The organism is Acinetobacter sp. NyZ410 (assembly GCF_022828975.1).
Taxonomy (GTDB): Bacteria; Pseudomonadota; Gammaproteobacteria; order Pseudomonadales; family Moraxellaceae; genus Acinetobacter; species Acinetobacter guillouiae.
In genome coordinates this window covers 3,421,933-3,439,354 of the sequence record NZ_CP094620.1, presented here as the reverse complement: position 1 = coordinate 3,439,354, position 17,422 = coordinate 3,421,933, and the positions used below count along the sequence as shown (strand labels likewise).

Below are 17,422 nucleotides of genomic sequence, written 5' to 3'. Positions count from 1 at the left end.
TATGAAAATAGAATGGCATAAATATGCCATTCTATTTAATTGTTTAGGTTTTTTTTGTATTACAGGTTACATAATTATAATAAATCTAACTAAATTGGTTGGTTTTAATTAAATTCCAAAAATCGACTTGATCCATTCCATTAAACGTTCAAACCAAGAGGCTTGTTCAATATGCACTTCATCTTCAATATCAAAACTTTGAATCAGTTGATTGTTTTGGTAAACATTCACTTTTGCCAAATGCATGATCTTTTCTAAAGGTGCGGTAAGTGATGTCTCATTCAGTTCAACATTCAAATGGGTTTGAGTTGTTGTAAGCGGTTCAACTGCTGCCAAGAGACCATTTGCCTCAGTTTTCATGATACGGCTATTTACAACATCAAAAGTCGCTAAATCAATTGGTGTCGCATCGTTATATAAAGATGTGGTAATGAGTTGAGGTTTTTTTGCTTCAACCTTAAACATTTTTAAGGTGGATTTAACTACAGGAAGCTCAGCAATCAATTGTTTGTCTTTAATTGCGACTTCATCACGGGTGTAGGCATAGCCCAAGTTTAACAGTTTATGTGCAATTTCCGCGCGTTTAACTGCACTTTTTGCACCCATCACCACCACAATTAAACGACGATCAGGAGACTCTGTAATAGCAGAAGGACGATGCGCTGTCAGTGCTAAGTTATAGCCGGCTGCTTTAGTAAAACCCGTTTTTAAACCATCTACACTTGGATCAGACTTTAAAACAAGGTTGGTGGCATGATGAAAATGTTGGTTATAACTAAAACTTGGCATCACTGAATAATGCATATATTCAGGGGTTTGTGATGTGACTGCTTGACCTAAGATCGCCATATCATGTGCTGACGAAAAATGATCAGGCATGGTAATGCCCGGAGGGTTGGCAAAATGAGTATCCTTCATTCCCAAGGCTTGTGCTTCTTGGTTCATACGAGCAACAAATGCAGGTACACTACCTGAGATACGTTCTGCCAGCGTTACTGCTGCATCATTGGCAGACATCACAATCAATCCAGCAAGAAGTTGGTCAATTGAGATTTGCTCACCTTGCTTCAGGTACATTTGAGATTCATCCCATTGCACGATCTGAACTACAGGGGTTGCAGTAATAATCTCTTCTTTTTTGATATGACCTGCTTTGAGTTCTTTCAACGCAATATAGGCGACCATCATTTTGGTCATGGATGCTGGGGCACGCTGTACATGACTATTATATTCAGCAATGGTTTGACCCGATTGTGTATCTAATATTGTCCAAGCTTCAGCTTCAACAGATTGCGGATTAATATTAAGTAAAGCGGCGTTAACAAACGTGGAGCAAACCAAGCCAGTTATCGCGATAAAAGAAGCAAGAATTTTCAACAGATTTACCTTTAAGCCAATCCTATGGCAAGAGTGCATAAACTTTGCGAATGCTATGCCTTTTTTGCACTCTTCGCTAGTCAGAATCGTAGAGAATTGCGACTAAAATCGCCTGACTTTGTAAAAAAATGCTAATCTAATTGGTAATTTCTCACTGTCTATTTTCGAATATATATTTATGTTGCATTATCAGATTGAATTTGACGATTATCGTCAGCACCTCATTCATGTCACATTGCGCTTTCTGGCGAACCCTACTCAAGTTTTGTCACTTCCTACATGGATTCCTGGTAGCTATTTGATCCGTGAGTTTTCTAAACATATCGAATCTGTGAAAGCCTATGATGAAGCGGGTCGTCAACTGCAAATTAATAAGTTTGAAAAAAATAAATGGCGTTTATATAACACCGACCATGAACTGATTACTGTTGAATATGATGTTTACGCCTATGACCTTTCGGTACGTGGTGCATATGTCGATCAAACCCGTTTATATGTCAATCCTGCTTGTATTTGCCTAGGGTTGCAAGACCAAGAAGAATCAGCAATCGAAGTTGAAGTATTTTTACCTGAAGAATTAAAGCATTTTCAAATTGCCACAGGTTTAGAGTCAAGAAGCTTGGTGAAAGGGCGCTATACCTTAAAAGCCAACAATTATGCACAATTGATTGATGCACCATTTGAATTGGCGGATCAAACCCGTTTTAGTTTTGAAGCGAATGGGATTCCACATGAATTTGTGGTTTCTGGTCAGCATACAATGAATGCAGCGCGTATGAAGCAAGACCTTGAAAAAATCTGTAGTACAGAAATTTCAATGTTTGGTTCAGCACCTTTTGAAAACTATACTTTTATGACCATGGCAACTGGCAATAGTTATGGTGGTTTAGAGCATCCGAATAGTACCAGTCTGATTTCGCCACGTGATGATTTTCCTAAAGCAAATGAACCTGTAGAGCCTTCTACGGATTATCAACGCTTCCTTGGGTTGTGTAGTCATGAATATTTTCATTCATGGTTGGTTAAATTTATCCGCCCTGAAAACTTTGCAAATTACGATTTAGATCAGGAAGGCTACACCTCACTGTTATGGATTTTTGAAGGTTTCACCTCTTATTATGATGATTTGATTCTGTATCGTAGTGGTGTGATTTCTCAAGCATCTTATTTAAAGTTGCTAAAAGGGCAAATTGATCGTTATCTACAGAATCCGGGACGTTTTATTCAATCTGTTTCAGAATCTAGTTTTGACGCTTGGATTAAATTTTATCGTCAGGATGAAAACTCAAATAATGCTGGAACCAGTTATTACAATAAAGGCTGTTTGGTTGCACTCAGTTTAGATTTAGGTCTACGTTTACGTGGTTCTAGTTTGGATGCGTTAATGCGCCGTTTGTATGAAAATACCCAAAAGGGCATGCAAGTCAATGAGCGTACGATTGTCGAACTGTGTAATGAACTGACTGGCGATAATTGGATCGAACAGATTAATCATTTGATTAATACCACAGATGAATTACCACTGGATCAATTGTTCCCTGAATTTGGTTTGAGCTATAGCTTGCAAAATGAAAAAGCACTTCCATTTGGTTTGAAAGTTGCTGAAAAAGCTGAGGGTGTCATCATTCAGCAAGCGCGTCGTGATGGTGTTGGCGCAAAAGCAGGTCTGTCTGCCAATGATGTGATCATTGCGATTGATGGTTTAAAAGCGTCTGAAAAACTTTTAAACCAATATGCAAAACAGCAAGGTCAATTTACGGTTTATGCATTCCGTCGTGATGAGTTTTTACAATTTGAGTTGCAAGGTGGTGAAGTTGCGTTGACTACGGTTGAGTTAACTGTATTAGATCAAGCCAAAGCTGAGAAATGGTTAAAGGCTTAATCAAGTTGTGTATCAAGAAAAACCGATGTTAAAAAAACATCGGTTTTTTTATGCCTAAAATTTAACTTGGTATGATCAATCAATTACCACGATATGTTGAATATCCATAAGGGCTAATCAAGAGAGGAATATGATAATGTTCAAGACTTCCATCAATCACAAAAACCACAGGAACTTCTGGGAAAAAAGCACGTTGGTTATTTTGTTTAAACCATTCACCTGTTTGAAAAGTAACCTTGTAGACACCTTTATCTAAGGCTTTGTTTTCAGGGTATAAGGATGAAATTCGTCCATTACTATCAGTACTTCCCTCATTAATTTTTACCCATTTATCTTTTTGTTGCGCTTCAAGAATGACTTTAACATTGCTTGAAGGTAAGCCATTTTCAAGATTTAATACATGTACGCTTAATGGGTTTTGGGCAAAACAAAGCCCAGAAAATAGGGTTGCTGAAATAGCTAAAGTTAATTTTTTCATCATCAATTTTTACTAAGACTAAAATCACTATGTTAAGGTCAAGTTGAAGTGTTGCCGTTAAAAAAATGTAAAATTATATTAATCGTTAAAATTTAACGATGTATGGGGAGTTAAATAATTTTTATTTAACAATTAGATAGATAATTAAAAAAGATAAAATAGTATTATTAAGAGGTTTTCAAATGAAATGGTCTCAAAACGAGCCTGTCTAAAAAATGATGCGTATTTTATTTAGATGCTTGCATAAGTGAGAAACCGATTTGACTGGATAAATACCCTATAAAAATTTTGACAGATTTAAACTTACATACTGTCCTTGGCGATTTATACGACTAATTATAATGTGATTTGAGGCAGTCAAAAAACTGAAGCAAACCTTAGCCTTGTGGTTTTTTAAATGGCATAGTCAAAGCTTATTGTTAAGTTTATATAAATAAAATATTAATCAACTATTTATAGTTGGTGCTTAAATCTAGTCCAGTATGTACTTTGTCGTGGTCTAACACGATGTGCAATCATACATTCGACAGTGAGAAGGAAAATATAATATGAAAAAATCTCTTTTCAACATTCCACGGATAGTTTTGTGTTGCGTTTTGCTATTGGCGACATCTGTTGCACGTGCAGACGGTACAGGCAAGCTACAGTTTTTATATACGGCTTATTTAGATGTACCTGCCTTAATTTCAAATATGCTTGCGTCCTGTGAGCAATTTGATCCTTCGACGAGAGTTGAGTTACAACGATTGTATGATCAGTGGAATCAAAAGCATGGACGTTATCAGAAAGAGTTGCAACAGCTCTTATTTAAGTTGCTTAGCGAACAAATGGGAGAAGCAAAAGCACAGGAGTTCATTGTCCACCTTAAAACAGAAGTTCAGAATGAGTTAGGAAATATGTATTTTCCGCAGAATCATACGTGGACTGACAACTGGTATTGTACAAAGGGACTACCTGATGAATTGGCAGGAAAGGGCTTAATGTTGGATTACGCAGACTATGTAAAGGAACTCAAGCAGAATCTAGATGAACTTAAGCAGAAAGTAAAATAACGACACCGCCCTAATTTTAAGCGGCTTTTTGATTTTGAAATCAGTCAAAGTCGCTAAGTCGATAAATCAGCAATGATTTATTTCAACCGAAATCTGCAACAACAGTAAAACGAGACAAATAAGCTAAAGCGTCATCCATTTTTATATTCATTATTCCCAGTTAAAAGAAATCAACATATTTGTCATTAAACTTTCTAACTGTATATTTTAAAATCATTCAACAATAAATTTATTCTAAATTTTGAATTCATAATACAAAAAGGTAATGTCAATGAAAAAGCGTTTCTTAAAGCTCATCACAATTGCATGTGGTTTAGGCGTAGCTCCTCTTGGATTTGCTGCAAATTGTTCAAGTACAATTAGCAATAATGCTGTGGCAAACTTAACTGTCCCAGCAGGTGCAACATGTACTTTAAATAGTACATCTGTTGATGGAAATGTGAATGTACTCAATGGTGGGAGTTTGATTTTAAATAATTCTTCAGTGAGTGGAAATGTGCAAGCCAATACAGCCAAAGTATTAAAGTTAGTCAATTCTTCTGTTGAGGGGGATGTGCTTGCAGGTCAGGTATCGTCAACATTGAGTTTAAATAAATCCATGATTTCAGGAAACTTACAATGTTCCACACTGACGAAACTACAAAGCAGTATGAGCAGTGTTGAAGGTAAAACTACAGGGAAGTGTCGTTAAAGATTAAAAATATCTGTCAAAAAGCACTCAATATTGAGTGCTTTTTGACGTTTAAATTTGTGAACGATGACTTAAGCTTCGATGGCTTGTACCGCAATTTTTTTCGCTGGATCAACTTTACGACGTACCACTGGAACAGGTTCACCATAATATTGACGATCTGCAAAATAGCTTGAACGAACCATTGGAGCAGCCCAGATATTTCTGAAACCAAGCTTGTGACCGTGTGCAGTATAACGCTCAAATTCTTCTGGTGTGACAAAACGGTCAATTGGTGCATGTTCTTTAGAAGGCTGTAAGTATTGACCAATTGTCACATAATCAACACCGTGTGCATGTAGATCATCTAACAGGGCAATCACTTCTTCTTCGGTTTCACCAATACCCACCATCAAACCACATTTTGTTGGCACATCAGGGCAGTATTCTTTAAACATTTTTAATAAGTTTAAAGAATGTTGATAGTCTGAACCCGGGCGCATCGCTTTATAGAGGCGAGGTACCGTTTCGATGTTATGGTTAAATACATCTGGTGGACATTCAGTCATGATACGCAGTGCAATATCCATACGACCACGAAAATCAGGAACCAATATTTCTAATAATGTTTTTGGACTGAGTTGACGTGCTTCTTGAATACAATCAACGAAATGTTGCGCACCACCATCTAAAAGATCATCACGGTCTACAGAGGTAATCACTGCATACTTTAAACCGAGATTGGCGATGGTTTCTGCCATATGACGAGGTTCATCAGGATCAAGTGCATTTGGACGACCATGTGCAACATCGCAGAACGGACAGCGACGGGTACAAATATCACCCATGATCATAAAGGTTGCAGTACCACCACCGAAACATTCTGGAAGGTTAGGACAAGCTGCTTCTTCACACACAGTATGTAATTTCTGTGCACGTAAAGTGGTTTTGATTCGTTGAACTTCATCAGGCGCAGCCATTTTGACACGAATCCAGTCCGGCTTTCGTGGTGCTTCAACCGTGGGAATAACTTTTACAGGTATACGAGCAACTTTTTCCGCGCCACGTAATTTGACACCCTGTTCTGGTTTACGGTTCTCTGACATATTCAACTTTTCCACTGTTTTCTACGGGGGAGATTATGCTCATTATAGCGGAAATGCAAAAAGATAGGGCAAAAACACTATTCATATACTAAATGTCGTTATCACAGAATATATGCATGCGAAATACAGAAAATTGTTTTGGTTTAGGTCATAATATCGCATAAGACAAGATATAGACTGAATTTACTATAAGGAGCTTTGAATGCCACGTAAGAAAGAAGTCGTTAGTGGGAAATTTGTGAAATACGATGCGGTCGTACTTGGCTCTGGTCCTGCTGGTGAAGGCGCGGCAATGAAGCTTGCTAAATCGGGTAAGCGTGTTGCAATTGTAGATATTCGTGAGCAACTTGGTGGTAACTGTACCCATGTCGGCACCATCCCAAGTAAGGCTTTACGTCAGACAGTTTCAAGTATTATCCGTTACCAACGTGATCCAATGTTTAAAAAAGTAGGGGATTGGAAACAATTCACTATGAAGCAAGTTTTGCGTAATGCGCATAAAGTGATTCAACAGCAAGTTGATACACATTCACGTTTTTATGACCGTAACCATATTGATGTATTTCACGGTCGCGCATATATCCAAGATAAAAATACGGTGATTATTTTTAGCGAAGATGGTGTTAAAGAAACTTTAGTTTTCAAACAGCTTGTGGTTGCAACAGGTAGCCGTCCTTATCACCCACAAGGTTTAGACTTTAATCATCCGCGTGTATTTGATTCAGATAAAATTTTAGATCTGGATTATCCAATTCATAAAATTATCATTTATGGCGCAGGTGTAATTGGTTGTGAATATGCATCTATCTTTATTGGTTTAGACCATAAAGTTGACTTGATCAATACACAGCATCAGCTGCTCAGTTATCTCGATGATGAAATTGCAGATGCGTTGTCTTATCACTTACGTGAACAAGGCGTGTTGATGCGTCACAATGAGCAAATTGATCATTTAGAAACGTTTGATGATCATGTGGTCTTGTATTTGCAAAGCGGTAAAAAAATTAAAGCTGATGCCATTCTTTGGTGTAATGGCCGTTCAGGAAATACCGATGGTTTAGGTCTTGAAAATGTAGGTATTACACCAAACAGCCGTGGGCAACTTGCGGTAAATGATCAATATCAAACCGAAGTTGAAAATATCTATGCAGCAGGCGATGTTGTGGGTTGGCCGTCCCTTGCTTCTGCAGCATATGACCAAGGTCGTTGCGCTGGTTCAAATATGAGTGGCGAAGAAAATGTTAAGCCAGTGAAAGATATTCCAACGGGGATTTACACCATCCCTGAAATTTCATTCTTTGGTAAAACTGAAAGTCAGTTAACTGCTGAAAAAATTCCATATGAAGTTGGACAAGCATCATTCCGTCATTTGGCGCGTGCGCAAATTACAGGGGATACAGTTGGTGAACTTAAACTGTTATTCCATCGTGATACCTTAGAGTTATTAGGTGTGCATTGTTTTGGCAATAATGCGGCTGAAATTATCCATATTGGACAGGCGGTGATGCAAAGTGGAAACAATACCATTAAGTATTTTGTTGAAACGACATTTAACTATCCAACAATGGCAGAAGCCTATCGTGTTGCAACATTGAATGGTATGAATCGTTTGTTCTAAACAAATATTCAGAATTAAAAACCCGTAAGTCATCTTGCGGGTTTTTTATGCCATATTTAGGGTCTGTTGACATTTCATAAATGGCTTGCGTTGTAGGTTAAAATTGAGCAGGCAAGGCATGAAACGAAGAGAATAGCGAGACTATTTTCGAGTTTCATAACGCAGACTGAGATAATTTTAACCACAACCCTTCGGGACTAGCGTGTTTTTTGCCGCTACGTCGTTACGAACTACTTATTTAGAATGACTAAATTTCGTATTTCGTGCCTAGTATCGCCTAAAAAACACACGTAGTCGCAAACTTAGACGAATTATCAACAGACCCTAAAGATTTGATGTATGAACTGCATAGTCTTAAGTGGTTCAAAGGTTTATCATAGCGGCAGTTAAACTTGTGGATGACGCTATGAAAATTGTTGCAGATGAAAATCTAGCATTTACTGAATATTTCTTTTCAGAATTCGGAACCATTCATCAAGCAGCAGGACGCAATTTGACTCATCATGATGTGAATGATGCAGATGCGTTATTGGTACGCTCTATAACAAAAGTCAATGAACAGTTGATCCAAGATACAGCACTAAAATTTGTCGGTAGTGCAACCATAGGGACAGACCATTTAGATATTCCAGCATTAGAAAAGCACCAAATCGCATGGTCAAATGCGGCTGGTTGCAATGCACAAGCCGTTGCAGAATATGTCATCACGGCTTTACTGTATCTCAATCAGGATTTTCTAGATTTAGGGAAAAAGTTTACTTTAGGCATTATTGGTTTAGGCAATGTGGGAACACGATTAGCATATATGGCTCAGTTGTTGGGCTGGAATGTCATTGGCTATGATCCCTTGGTACAACGAGAAAATGTTCAGCAAGTTGAATTTGACGCTTTATTAAAGAAAGCCGATGCGATCAGCATACATGTGCCTTTAACCCAAACAGGGCCGTTTGCAACACATCATTTAATCAATGCTGATGCATTGGCGCTAATGCAGCCTGAAACCATCTTAATTAATTCTGCGCGTGGTGCTGTTGTTGAAGAAGCGGCATTAATGGCAGATATCTTAAAAACACGTCGTAAAGTGGTGTTGGATGTATTTGAACATGAGCCTGAGATTTCACAACGTCTATTGGATTTAATTACAATTGTGACGCCACATATTGCGGGTTACAGTCTGGAAGGTAAAGCACGTGGTACTCAGATGATTTATGACGCATTTTGTAAAACATTTGCCTATACCGCGCATAAGAAATTTGAATCACAATTACCGGCATGTGAACAATATTTTTATGGCAATAACATTAAACAAACGCTAAAAAAATACTTAGCTGAAATTTACAATATTCAGCGAGATGATGAAAATTTAAGAGATTGCTTAAAGGACGGCAAGGTGGATCAAAAAGCCTTTGATTACCTTCGTAAAACTTATCCTTTGCGCCGTGAATGGGCTGCTCATGGAGGGCCAAAAGCATGAGCATAGATTTTAAACCAACATGTGATATTCAGGCGCTTAAAGCACGAGCAAAACTCTATAGACAAATTCGCCAATTTTTTATTGAGCGTGATGTTTTAGAGGTTGAAACTCCGATCTTGTCTCAAGCGGGTGTAACCGATGTCCATCTGGCTTCTGTACAGGCTCAGCGTCATCTACATGGCAAAAAACAAACGCATTATTTACAAACTTCACCAGAGTTTGCCATGAAGCGTTTATTGGCGAGTGGCAGTGGCGCGATTTATCAAATTTGTAAAGTTTTTCGAGATGATGAACATGGGCGTAAGCACAATAGTGAATTTACCATGTTGGAATGGTATCGTCCGCAGTTCAGCTTGAAAGATTTAATGTTAGAAGTCACTGATTTATTGAATGTGGTTTTGGCTGAACGTTTTGGTGAAGTTCGACCAACCGTACTCAGTTATAAGCATGCATTTATTGATCGTTTGGACTTGAATCCACTGCAAGCAACGTTGCAACAATTAAAAGATGCGGCACACCGTGTAGGACTCAATCTTGATTTGGGTGATGATCGTTTAGCCTATATTGATTTGTTATTTTCTCATATGGTTGAGCCAAGTTTAGGTTTTGATACGCCGGTATTTTTAACTGATTTTCCCCCAGAATTGGCCTCTTTGGCAAAGACCAAACTGGATGAGGATGGTGAGTTCGTTGCTGCACGTTTTGAGCTCTATATTGAAGGGTTAGAACTCGCCAATGCCTATGATGAGTTGATTGATGCTGAGGTTTTGCGTAGTCGTTTTCAAGCAGATAATGCAGAGCGTGAAAAGCTGGGCCTACATGTGATGCCAATCGATGAGTATTTGCTCGCTGCTTTACCGAATATGTCGGAATGTGCGGGTATAGCTTTGGGAATTGATCGTTTGTTAATGGTGGTGATGAACCAAATGAAGTTGGAAAAGGTGATTACATTTCCTGCGGATGTGTCTTGAAATAATGTCGTTTTGGACCATAGGTAGATATTTATTCATGCTATGGTCAATGAATGATTGGATGTTATTTAAAAGAAAATACGATATCTAAAATCTAAAAACGCCTCTCATTACTGAGAGGCATTTTTTATACCGTATGATGATGATGACCTAACTCATGCTTTAAATCAGCAATCGCTTCAATACGTTTTTGAATCAACATTTCACCAATATCAGGACCTTGAATATCTGAGGGTAAATCCGATGCTTTAATCGTGCGTACAGTTTTCATTGCATCTAATAGGTAATGCGCTTGTGGGTATTCACGATTTTCTAAACCTAAACGGCCTTTAGCATCACATTCACAGGCTTGTGCAAAAGCTTCAACACGCTCAGGACGACGTAGCACATCTAAACGCTGTAATAAACGCCATAAGGTACCTGGTTTTAAGGTAAAAGCCTGATGACATTTTAAATGTTCTTTACATACTGCTAGAGCAAGCTGTTTCGTTTGAGTAGGTACACGTAAACGATCACATACATCTGTGACAGGCTGAATCCCACGTTCTTCATGCATGATATGACGAGGTAATTCATCTTTCGGTGTTAAAGCTTTGCCCAAGTCATGTACCAATACGGCAAAACGAACATCTAAAGAATAATTGGCTTTACATGCTTGCTGTAAAGACATCAGTGTATGAATACCGCAATCAATCTCAGGATGATATTCAGGTCGTTGTGGAACGCCAAACAGGGCATCTATTTCAGGAAAGAGCACTTTTAATGCACCACACTCACGTAATACTTCAAAGTAAACATCGGCATGACGTTCCATTAAAGCACGAGAGGTTTCTTTCCAAACACGTTCAGGTGTCAATGCTTCTAACTCACCAGATTCAGCCAGTTGACGCATCAATGCAAGTGTTTCATCAGCAATACGAAAACCATATTGTGCATAACGAGCAGCAAAACGAGCCACACGCAGTACGCGTAAAGGATCTTCTGCAAAAGCGTCTGAAACGTGGCGTAGGATTTTATGTGCTAAATCATCTTGTCCATGATAGGGATCGTACACTTGACCTGCTTCATCCATCGCGATGGCATTGATGGTTAAGTCACGACGAATTAAATCCTCTTCTAAGGTGACATCTGGATCGGTAAAAAACTCAAATCCATGATAACCGTGTCCCGATTTACGCTCAGTACGGGCTAGGGCATATTCTTCTTTTGTTTGGGGATGTAAAAACACAGGGAAATCTTTCCCAACGGGTTGATAACCTTGGGCAAGAAGTTGCTCTGGCGTGGCGCCAACAACAACATAATCCTTTTCGTGATAGGGATGACCGAGTAAATGATCTCTAACGGCACCGCCTACTAAATAAACTTGCATGAAAAAACCTCTATTCTTACTGCCATCATGCAACAGAATAGAGGTTTTCTCAAGTACAGAACTTGAGTGATTGACTAAAGTTCTGCGGTATTGATGTTAAATTGACTTCAAGCTTAGCCTTCAGCTTGTTGAATCTCTGCAACGGTTAAAGCTGTCATATTAACTAAACGACGTGTTGTCGCTGTAGGTGTTAAAATATGCACAGGTTTAGCAGCACCAAGCAAGATAGGACCAATAGTCACATTATTGCCTGATGTTGATTTTAACAAGTTGAATGAAATATTTGCCGCATCAAGATTTGGCATAATCAACAAGTTCGCTGAACCTTTGAAGCGTGAATTTGGGAATGCAAAATGACGAATATTTTCATCAAGTGCAGCATCTGCATGCATTTCGCCATCTACTTCTAATTCAGGTGCGATTTCAGTCAAGATTTCAAATACTTTACGCATTTTTTGTGCACTTGGATCATTTTGATCTGAACCAAAGCTAGAGTGCGAAAGTAATGCAACTTTAGGCGTCATACCGAAACGACGAACTTCCTCAGCCGCTAAAATAGTCATTTCAGCCAGCTGTTCAGCAGTCGGGTTGGTATTTACATATGTATCTGCCATAAAGATATTGCGATCTTCAAGCATTAATGCATTAAGTGTAAAGAAGTTATTACGACCTTCTTTTAAACCAATCACATTTCTCACAAAGTCTAAATGGATATCATAACTTGCATAAGTACCGCATAGCATACCATCTGCAAGACCATGACGAACCAACATTGCTGCGATCAAGGTAGAACGACGACGTGTTTCACGTTGTGCATACTCAGGCGTTACACCTTTACGTTGCATCAAGTTGTAATAGTCATCTGCAAACTTATCGTAATCAGGATTTTTTTCTTGATCTACGATGGTAATATTTACACCGTGTTCAAGACGCAAACCTAATTTTTTGATATTCGCTTCAATGACTGCAGTACGACCAACCAGAATAGGTTGTGCCAGACCTTCATCAACAGCGATTTGAATCGCACGCAATACACGAAGATCTTCACCTTCCGCATAAGCAATACGTTTAGGCGCTGTTTTCGCTTGTGCAAAAATTGGTTTCATCATCAATGCTGAATTATAAACAAATTCAGATAGACGTTGACGATAAGCCGAGAAATCCGCAATTGGACGACTTGCAACACCTGAATCCATTGCAGCTTGTGCAACAGCAGGAGCAATTTCAAGAATTAGGCGTTGATCAAGTGGACGTGGAATTAAATAATCACGACCAAATGATGCAGATTTTTCACCATAAGATGCGGCATCCGCTTCAACATGTGCCATACGTGCAATTGCATGTACACAAGCAATTTTCATTTCTTCATTAATCGTCGTAGCGCCAACATCTAGCGCACCACGGAAGATATAAGGGAAGCAAAGCGCATTGTTTACTTGGTTCGGATAATCTGAACGACCAGTTGCCATGATTACATCTGGACGTACTTCATGCGCATGTTCAGGTAAAATCTCTGGATCTGGGTTTGCCAATGCAAAGATGATTGGATCAGCCGCCATGACTTTAACCATTTCTTTGGTTAAAATGCCTGCCGCAGAAAGGCCAAGGAACATATCGGCATCTGCAATCACATCTGCAAGTTGAGTTCCCTCAATATCTTGCACATAACGCTTTTTAGACTCATCCAAGCCTTCACGTTTAGTGGTCAATAAACCGCGTGAGTCAGCAACCACGATATTTTCTTTTTTAGCACCAATTGCACACAGCAAGTCTAAACAAGAAAGTGCCGCAGCACCTGCACCTGAAGCAACAATTTTGATTTCGTCAATTTTTTTGCCATTCAATTGCAAAGCATTGAGAAGGGCTGAACCTACGATAATTGAGGTACCGTGTTGGTCATCATGGAACACAGGTATTTTCATGCGTTCACGAAGCTTTTGCTCAATATAAAAACACTCAGGTGCTTTAATATCTTCGAGGTTAATACCACCAAAAGTAGGTTCTAAAGCCGCAACGATATCCACAATTTTGTCAGGATCATTTTCAGCAATTTCAATATCAAAAACGTCTACACCAGCAAACTTTTTAAATAATACGCCTTTGCCTTCCATTACAGGCTTAGATGCTAATGGACCAATATTACCTAGACCTAAAACGGCTGTACCATTACTGACCACTGCAACCAAGTTGCCACGAGCAGTATAAAGCGCTGCTTTTGAAGGGTCTTTTTCAATTTCTAAACAAGGCGCTGCCACACCTGGTGAGTAAGCAAGCGCAAGGTCATGTTGATTGACAAGTTGCTTACTTGGCGTAACGCTAATTTTTCCTGGTGTTGGAAATTCGTGATAGTAAAGGGCTTGCTGTTTTAAAGATTGATCATCCATCTGAATCTCGATTATTACATGTTCCAGCGAGGCTGGTGGTTTGACTAAATTTCATCGAATATAACATTTGTTGAGCGATACCGACAGTCAAAAAATAGTTATTTCAAACAAAGTAATAGATATAAAGTCTAAAAAAATTAACAAATCTTTATAAGTTTATGCTGTTCCAAATATTTTGTGCTGTCGGCAGATGACAATGCTTTGGAAAAGTAAAAGCCTTGTAAAATATAACAACCGTGTTTTTGTAAAAATAGTGCTTGTTCTTTAGTTTCAACGCCTTCAGCCACCAAGGTAATGCCGATTGCATTGCCCATAGCAATAATCGCATTGACGATTGCTTCGTCTTTTTCTTGTCCAATTTTTGAAATAAAAGCACGATCTATTTTTAAGATATCAAAAGGGTAACTGGTTAGATAAGCTAAAGATGAGTAGCCTGTTCCAAAATCATCCAAAGAAATAGAAATATGGCGATCTTTTAATTGTTGTAGAAGAAAATTGACTTCTTCTGATTTATCAAACAAAGACGATTCAGTCAGTTCTAGTTCAAGCATATCACCCGAAATATTATATTTTTTAAGGGCGTAGTCGATATCTTTGACTAACTGTCCGCGGTAAATTTGTTGTGCAACAATATTAATCGATACCCTAAAATGATCAAAACCCAAGGATTGCCACTGTTGTATTTGCTTACAGGTTTCATGCAATACAATTAAACCAATATCTGAAATGAGGCTGGTTTCTTCGGCAAGCGGGATAAAAATGTCTGGCAAGATATAACCCAAAGTTGGATGTTGCCAACGGACTAATGCTTCAAAACCATAAATGCGTTGAGTTTTAACACAGATTTTAGGTTGATAATGTACGGTCAGTTCTTTGTGCTTTATGGCTTTTCTTAATTCGTTTTCTAAGTTGATCCCTTGATTGAGCAACGGCGTTTTTTTGTTTGAATAAAAATATACGGTATTTCCGCCTAAACGCTTGGCTTCGTGTAATGCTGATTCTGCATGACCATTGAGACTGTCGAGCTGTAAGCCATGCTCTGGATATAGCGCAACGCCAATAGAAATGGTGATGGTTTGTTCTTGTTCTTTAACATCAAAAGGTTGTTTAAATGCATCTAAAATATGTTGCGTATGTTGATGAATATTGATGTTATTGCTACTTAAATTATAGATCACTGCAAAATCATCATTATTTAAATAAGCGATCAGAGAGGCATTTGGACAACATAATCTTAATCTGTGAGCGACTTGTTTTAATAATTCATCACCTTCTTTATGGCTCATAAATTCATTGAATAATTTAAAACGGTCAATGTTGATGCGTAAAACTGCAAAATTTTTAAATGAATCAGAATAGTGAATTAAATAATTATGCAGTTGTTGTTTGAAATAAAAGCGATTTGGTAAATCGGTCAGGATGTCATAATGTTCTAAATACGAGAGTCGTTGTTCTTGTTTTTTACGATCAGTTAAATCGGTAATAATGCCGACATAGTTGGAAAATTTATTTTTTTCATCATAAATTGCATTGATGTGTACCCAGAGTGCAAGTTTTTTCCCAGAGGTAAAATCAATCTGTAATTCAGACTCAAATTCTCCTTTTTGAATTAAACTTTGGGTAATCACATTATACATTTGTTGGGTACGAGAATTATTGTTGATCGTGATATCAAATAAATGATTTCCAACGATATTATGTTGTTTATAATCTAAAAGTTTTTCAAAATAAGGATTTACTTCTAAGTAGCATAAATTATTATCTAAAATGAAAACACCTTCAGCCACTTGTGCTAATACATTTGCTGCGAGTTTTAGCTTTTCTTGGTCAGTCTTTTCTTTTTGAATATCGCGTTGGATTCCCACCATTCTAAGCGGTTTGTTATTAATGTTCTTAGAAACCACTTTGCCAATGTCTTGTATCCAGCACCATTGACCATCTCGTTTAACACGGTAGATTGCCTCAAAGCGCTCAGTTTTGCCTTTGAGATGTTGTTTCAGGATGGTTTTATAATTGACAATATCATCAGGATGAACATATTCATCTACGCTATTGTGTTTTAGATTAAGTTGTTTGAATTCTGCACCGCTTTTTGAGTCGGAAATCTCAAAAGTTCTTTTTTCAATATTCCAGACCCAAGAATGAATACCCGCGGTTTCATGGGCAAAAGCTAAGTTGGCCTGATGATTTTCTAAACGGTCATTCATCTGTTTAAAATCGAAAATTCGTTCTTTTACTTTTTGTTCTAATAAATGATTATGTAACTGCAATTCACTTTTCATGACCTGTGTTTTTGAGATTTCATTTTTAAGTTGTATTTCTAAGCCTTTATAGTTTGCAAGTTGTTCTTGTGATTGCTTAAATAAAAACTTATTTTTCAGGTCTAATATTTCAGAATTAATATAAATTTTATGTGAAGCATAAGTGCTAAAGAATAATAAAGAGAACCAAACAATGAAAATGGTGCTATAGATTTCGTTGGTGTTTTGAGGGAAAAGCAGAGGGAGCGTGAGCACCGGAATCGCAGATGGAACAAATAAAGCAATAAAATAACTAAATCTTTGATTGAGAAAATTCATTGCTAAAACATATGAAAAACTCAGCAAAAAGCTAGATAACAGAAATGAAAAAAATGGGTCAACCACATTTGGCATCATCATAAATTCTAAATTGATGATATAAACGCCAATCCCAAATAAGCTTCCTAAGATCAAACAAGAAAACTGAAAGAAAAGATCAATATTTTTAAATACTTGAACTTTATTTTGTTGTAACAGATAGGTAGAAGACAAAAATCCCGATAATATAAATAAAACAGTCAGAATAAACCAACCGCTTAATAATTCAGAGGAGGTTTTAAATAAGTAAAGATAAATTAAAGCGTCACAGATACACGTAAAAAATACCCAAATAAAAAATATCCGGATATCTTTGGTTATCTTTCTGATGTTCGACGAATTCACATCATATGAAAGAAGCTCTTCCTGAACATCATTCATTAGCGCTTGCACCTCTGCTATTTTTAGAATGTGTAGGTTTAA

At 37.8% G+C, this 17,422-nt stretch carries 12 protein-coding genes; 6 read left to right on the top strand and 6 right to left on the bottom strand.

The window, feature by feature from the left end:
- Positions 1–108: 108 nt before the first annotated feature.
- A complete protein-coding gene (locus MTO68_RS16300) occupies positions 109–1,377 on the bottom strand; it encodes a D-alanyl-D-alanine carboxypeptidase PBP6B (protein ID WP_239045235.1) in 1,269 nt (422 codons plus the stop codon).
- 178 nt (positions 1,378–1,555) lie between these two features.
- Between MTO68_RS16300 and MTO68_RS16295 the strand changes: the two genes are divergently transcribed.
- The gene (locus tag MTO68_RS16295; RefSeq protein WP_244013489.1) at positions 1,556–3,259 is read left to right on the top strand and encodes a M61 family peptidase; all 1,704 of its coding nucleotides are present in this window, start codon (positions 1,556–1,558) and stop codon (positions 3,257–3,259) included.
- Positions 3,260–3,338: 79 nt separating this feature from the next.
- On the opposite strand, the gene uraH is transcribed toward MTO68_RS16295, so the two are convergent.
- Complete coding sequence (gene uraH, locus MTO68_RS16290) at positions 3,339–3,740, bottom strand: hydroxyisourate hydrolase (protein ID WP_081407419.1); 402 nt, start codon at positions 3,738–3,740, stop codon at positions 3,339–3,341.
- 545 nt (positions 3,741–4,285) lie between these two features.
- Between uraH and MTO68_RS16285 the strand changes: the two genes are divergently transcribed.
- A complete protein-coding gene (locus MTO68_RS16285; RefSeq protein ID WP_244013487.1) occupies positions 4,286–4,789 on the top strand; it encodes a hypothetical protein in 504 nt (167 codons plus the stop codon).
- 271 nt (positions 4,790–5,060) lie between these two features.
- The gene (locus MTO68_RS16280; RefSeq protein WP_239045238.1) at positions 5,061–5,480 is read left to right on the top strand and encodes a hypothetical protein; all 420 of its coding nucleotides are present in this window, start codon (positions 5,061–5,063) and stop codon (positions 5,478–5,480) included.
- A gap of 71 nt (positions 5,481–5,551) precedes the next feature.
- Here MTO68_RS16280 and lipA read toward each other — a convergent pair whose 3' ends face one another.
- A complete protein-coding gene (gene lipA, locus MTO68_RS16275) occupies positions 5,552–6,565 on the bottom strand; it encodes a lipoyl synthase (RefSeq protein ID WP_004717052.1) in 1,014 nt (337 codons plus the stop codon).
- A gap of 202 nt (positions 6,566–6,767) precedes the next feature.
- Here lipA and sthA point away from each other — a divergent pair, with 202 nt between their 5' ends.
- The 3 genes from sthA to epmA all read left to right on the top strand — a co-directional run bounded on the left by sthA (position 6,768) and on the right by epmA (position 10,628).
- On the top strand, positions 6,768–8,183 hold the full coding sequence (gene sthA / locus MTO68_RS16270; RefSeq protein ID WP_004717049.1) for a Si-specific NAD(P)(+) transhydrogenase: 1,416 nt from the start codon (positions 6,768–6,770) through the stop codon (positions 8,181–8,183).
- A gap of 406 nt (positions 8,184–8,589) precedes the next feature.
- A complete protein-coding gene (locus tag MTO68_RS16265; protein WP_239045239.1) occupies positions 8,590–9,657 on the top strand; it encodes a 4-phosphoerythronate dehydrogenase in 1,068 nt (355 codons plus the stop codon).
- On the top strand, positions 9,654–10,628 hold the full coding sequence (gene epmA, locus MTO68_RS16260) for an EF-P lysine aminoacylase EpmA (protein ID WP_239045240.1): 975 nt from the start codon (positions 9,654–9,656) through the stop codon (positions 10,626–10,628). Before MTO68_RS16265 ends, epmA begins: the two co-directional genes overlap by 4 nt.
- A 127-nt stretch (positions 10,629–10,755) precedes the next feature.
- Here the strand turns inward: epmA and MTO68_RS16255 are convergent, their stop codons facing one another.
- The 3 genes from MTO68_RS16255 to MTO68_RS16245 form a co-directional block, all read right to left on the bottom strand.
- Positions 10,756–11,997, bottom strand: coding sequence for a multifunctional CCA addition/repair protein (locus MTO68_RS16255; protein WP_239045241.1), 1,242 nt, complete (start codon positions 11,995–11,997; stop codon positions 10,756–10,758).
- Between the two features lie 113 nt (positions 11,998–12,110).
- Positions 12,111–14,381, bottom strand: coding sequence for an NADP-dependent malic enzyme (locus MTO68_RS16250; RefSeq protein WP_004717035.1), 2,271 nt, complete (start codon positions 14,379–14,381; stop codon positions 12,111–12,113).
- A gap of 137 nt (positions 14,382–14,518) precedes the next feature.
- A complete protein-coding gene (locus MTO68_RS16245) occupies positions 14,519–17,380 on the bottom strand; it encodes an EAL domain-containing protein (protein ID WP_347814806.1) in 2,862 nt (953 codons plus the stop codon).
- Positions 17,381–17,422 lie beyond the last annotated feature (42 nt).

Bases quoted from the DNA above. Each gene is read 5' to 3' on its own strand.
- MTO68_RS16295 (WP_244013489.1), top strand. From the start codon at position 1,556: ATGTTGCATTATCAGATTGAATTTGACGATTATCGTCAGCACCTCATT.
- uraH (WP_081407419.1), bottom strand. From the start codon at position 3,740: ATGATGAAAAAATTAACTTTAGCTATTTCAGCAACCCTATTTTCTGGG.
- MTO68_RS16285 (WP_244013487.1), top strand. From the start codon at position 4,286: ATGAAAAAATCTCTTTTCAACATTCCACGGATAGTTTTGTGTTGCGTT.
- MTO68_RS16280 (WP_239045238.1), top strand. From the start codon at position 5,061: ATGAAAAAGCGTTTCTTAAAGCTCATCACAATTGCATGTGGTTTAGGC.
- lipA (WP_004717052.1), bottom strand. From the start codon at position 6,565: ATGTCAGAGAACCGTAAACCAGAACAGGGTGTCAAATTACGTGGCGCG.
- sthA (WP_004717049.1), top strand. From the start codon at position 6,768: ATGCCACGTAAGAAAGAAGTCGTTAGTGGGAAATTTGTGAAATACGAT.
- MTO68_RS16265 (WP_239045239.1), top strand. From the start codon at position 8,590: ATGAAAATTGTTGCAGATGAAAATCTAGCATTTACTGAATATTTCTTT.
- epmA (WP_239045240.1), top strand. From the start codon at position 9,654: ATGAGCATAGATTTTAAACCAACATGTGATATTCAGGCGCTTAAAGCA.
- MTO68_RS16255 (WP_239045241.1), bottom strand. From the start codon at position 11,997: ATGCAAGTTTATTTAGTAGGCGGTGCCGTTAGAGATCATTTACTCGGT.
- MTO68_RS16250 (WP_004717035.1), bottom strand. From the start codon at position 14,381: ATGGATGATCAATCTTTAAAACAGCAAGCCCTTTACTATCACGAATTT.
- MTO68_RS16245 (WP_347814806.1), bottom strand. From the start codon at position 17,380: ATGAATGATGTTCAGGAAGAGCTTCTTTCATATGATGTGAATTCGTCG.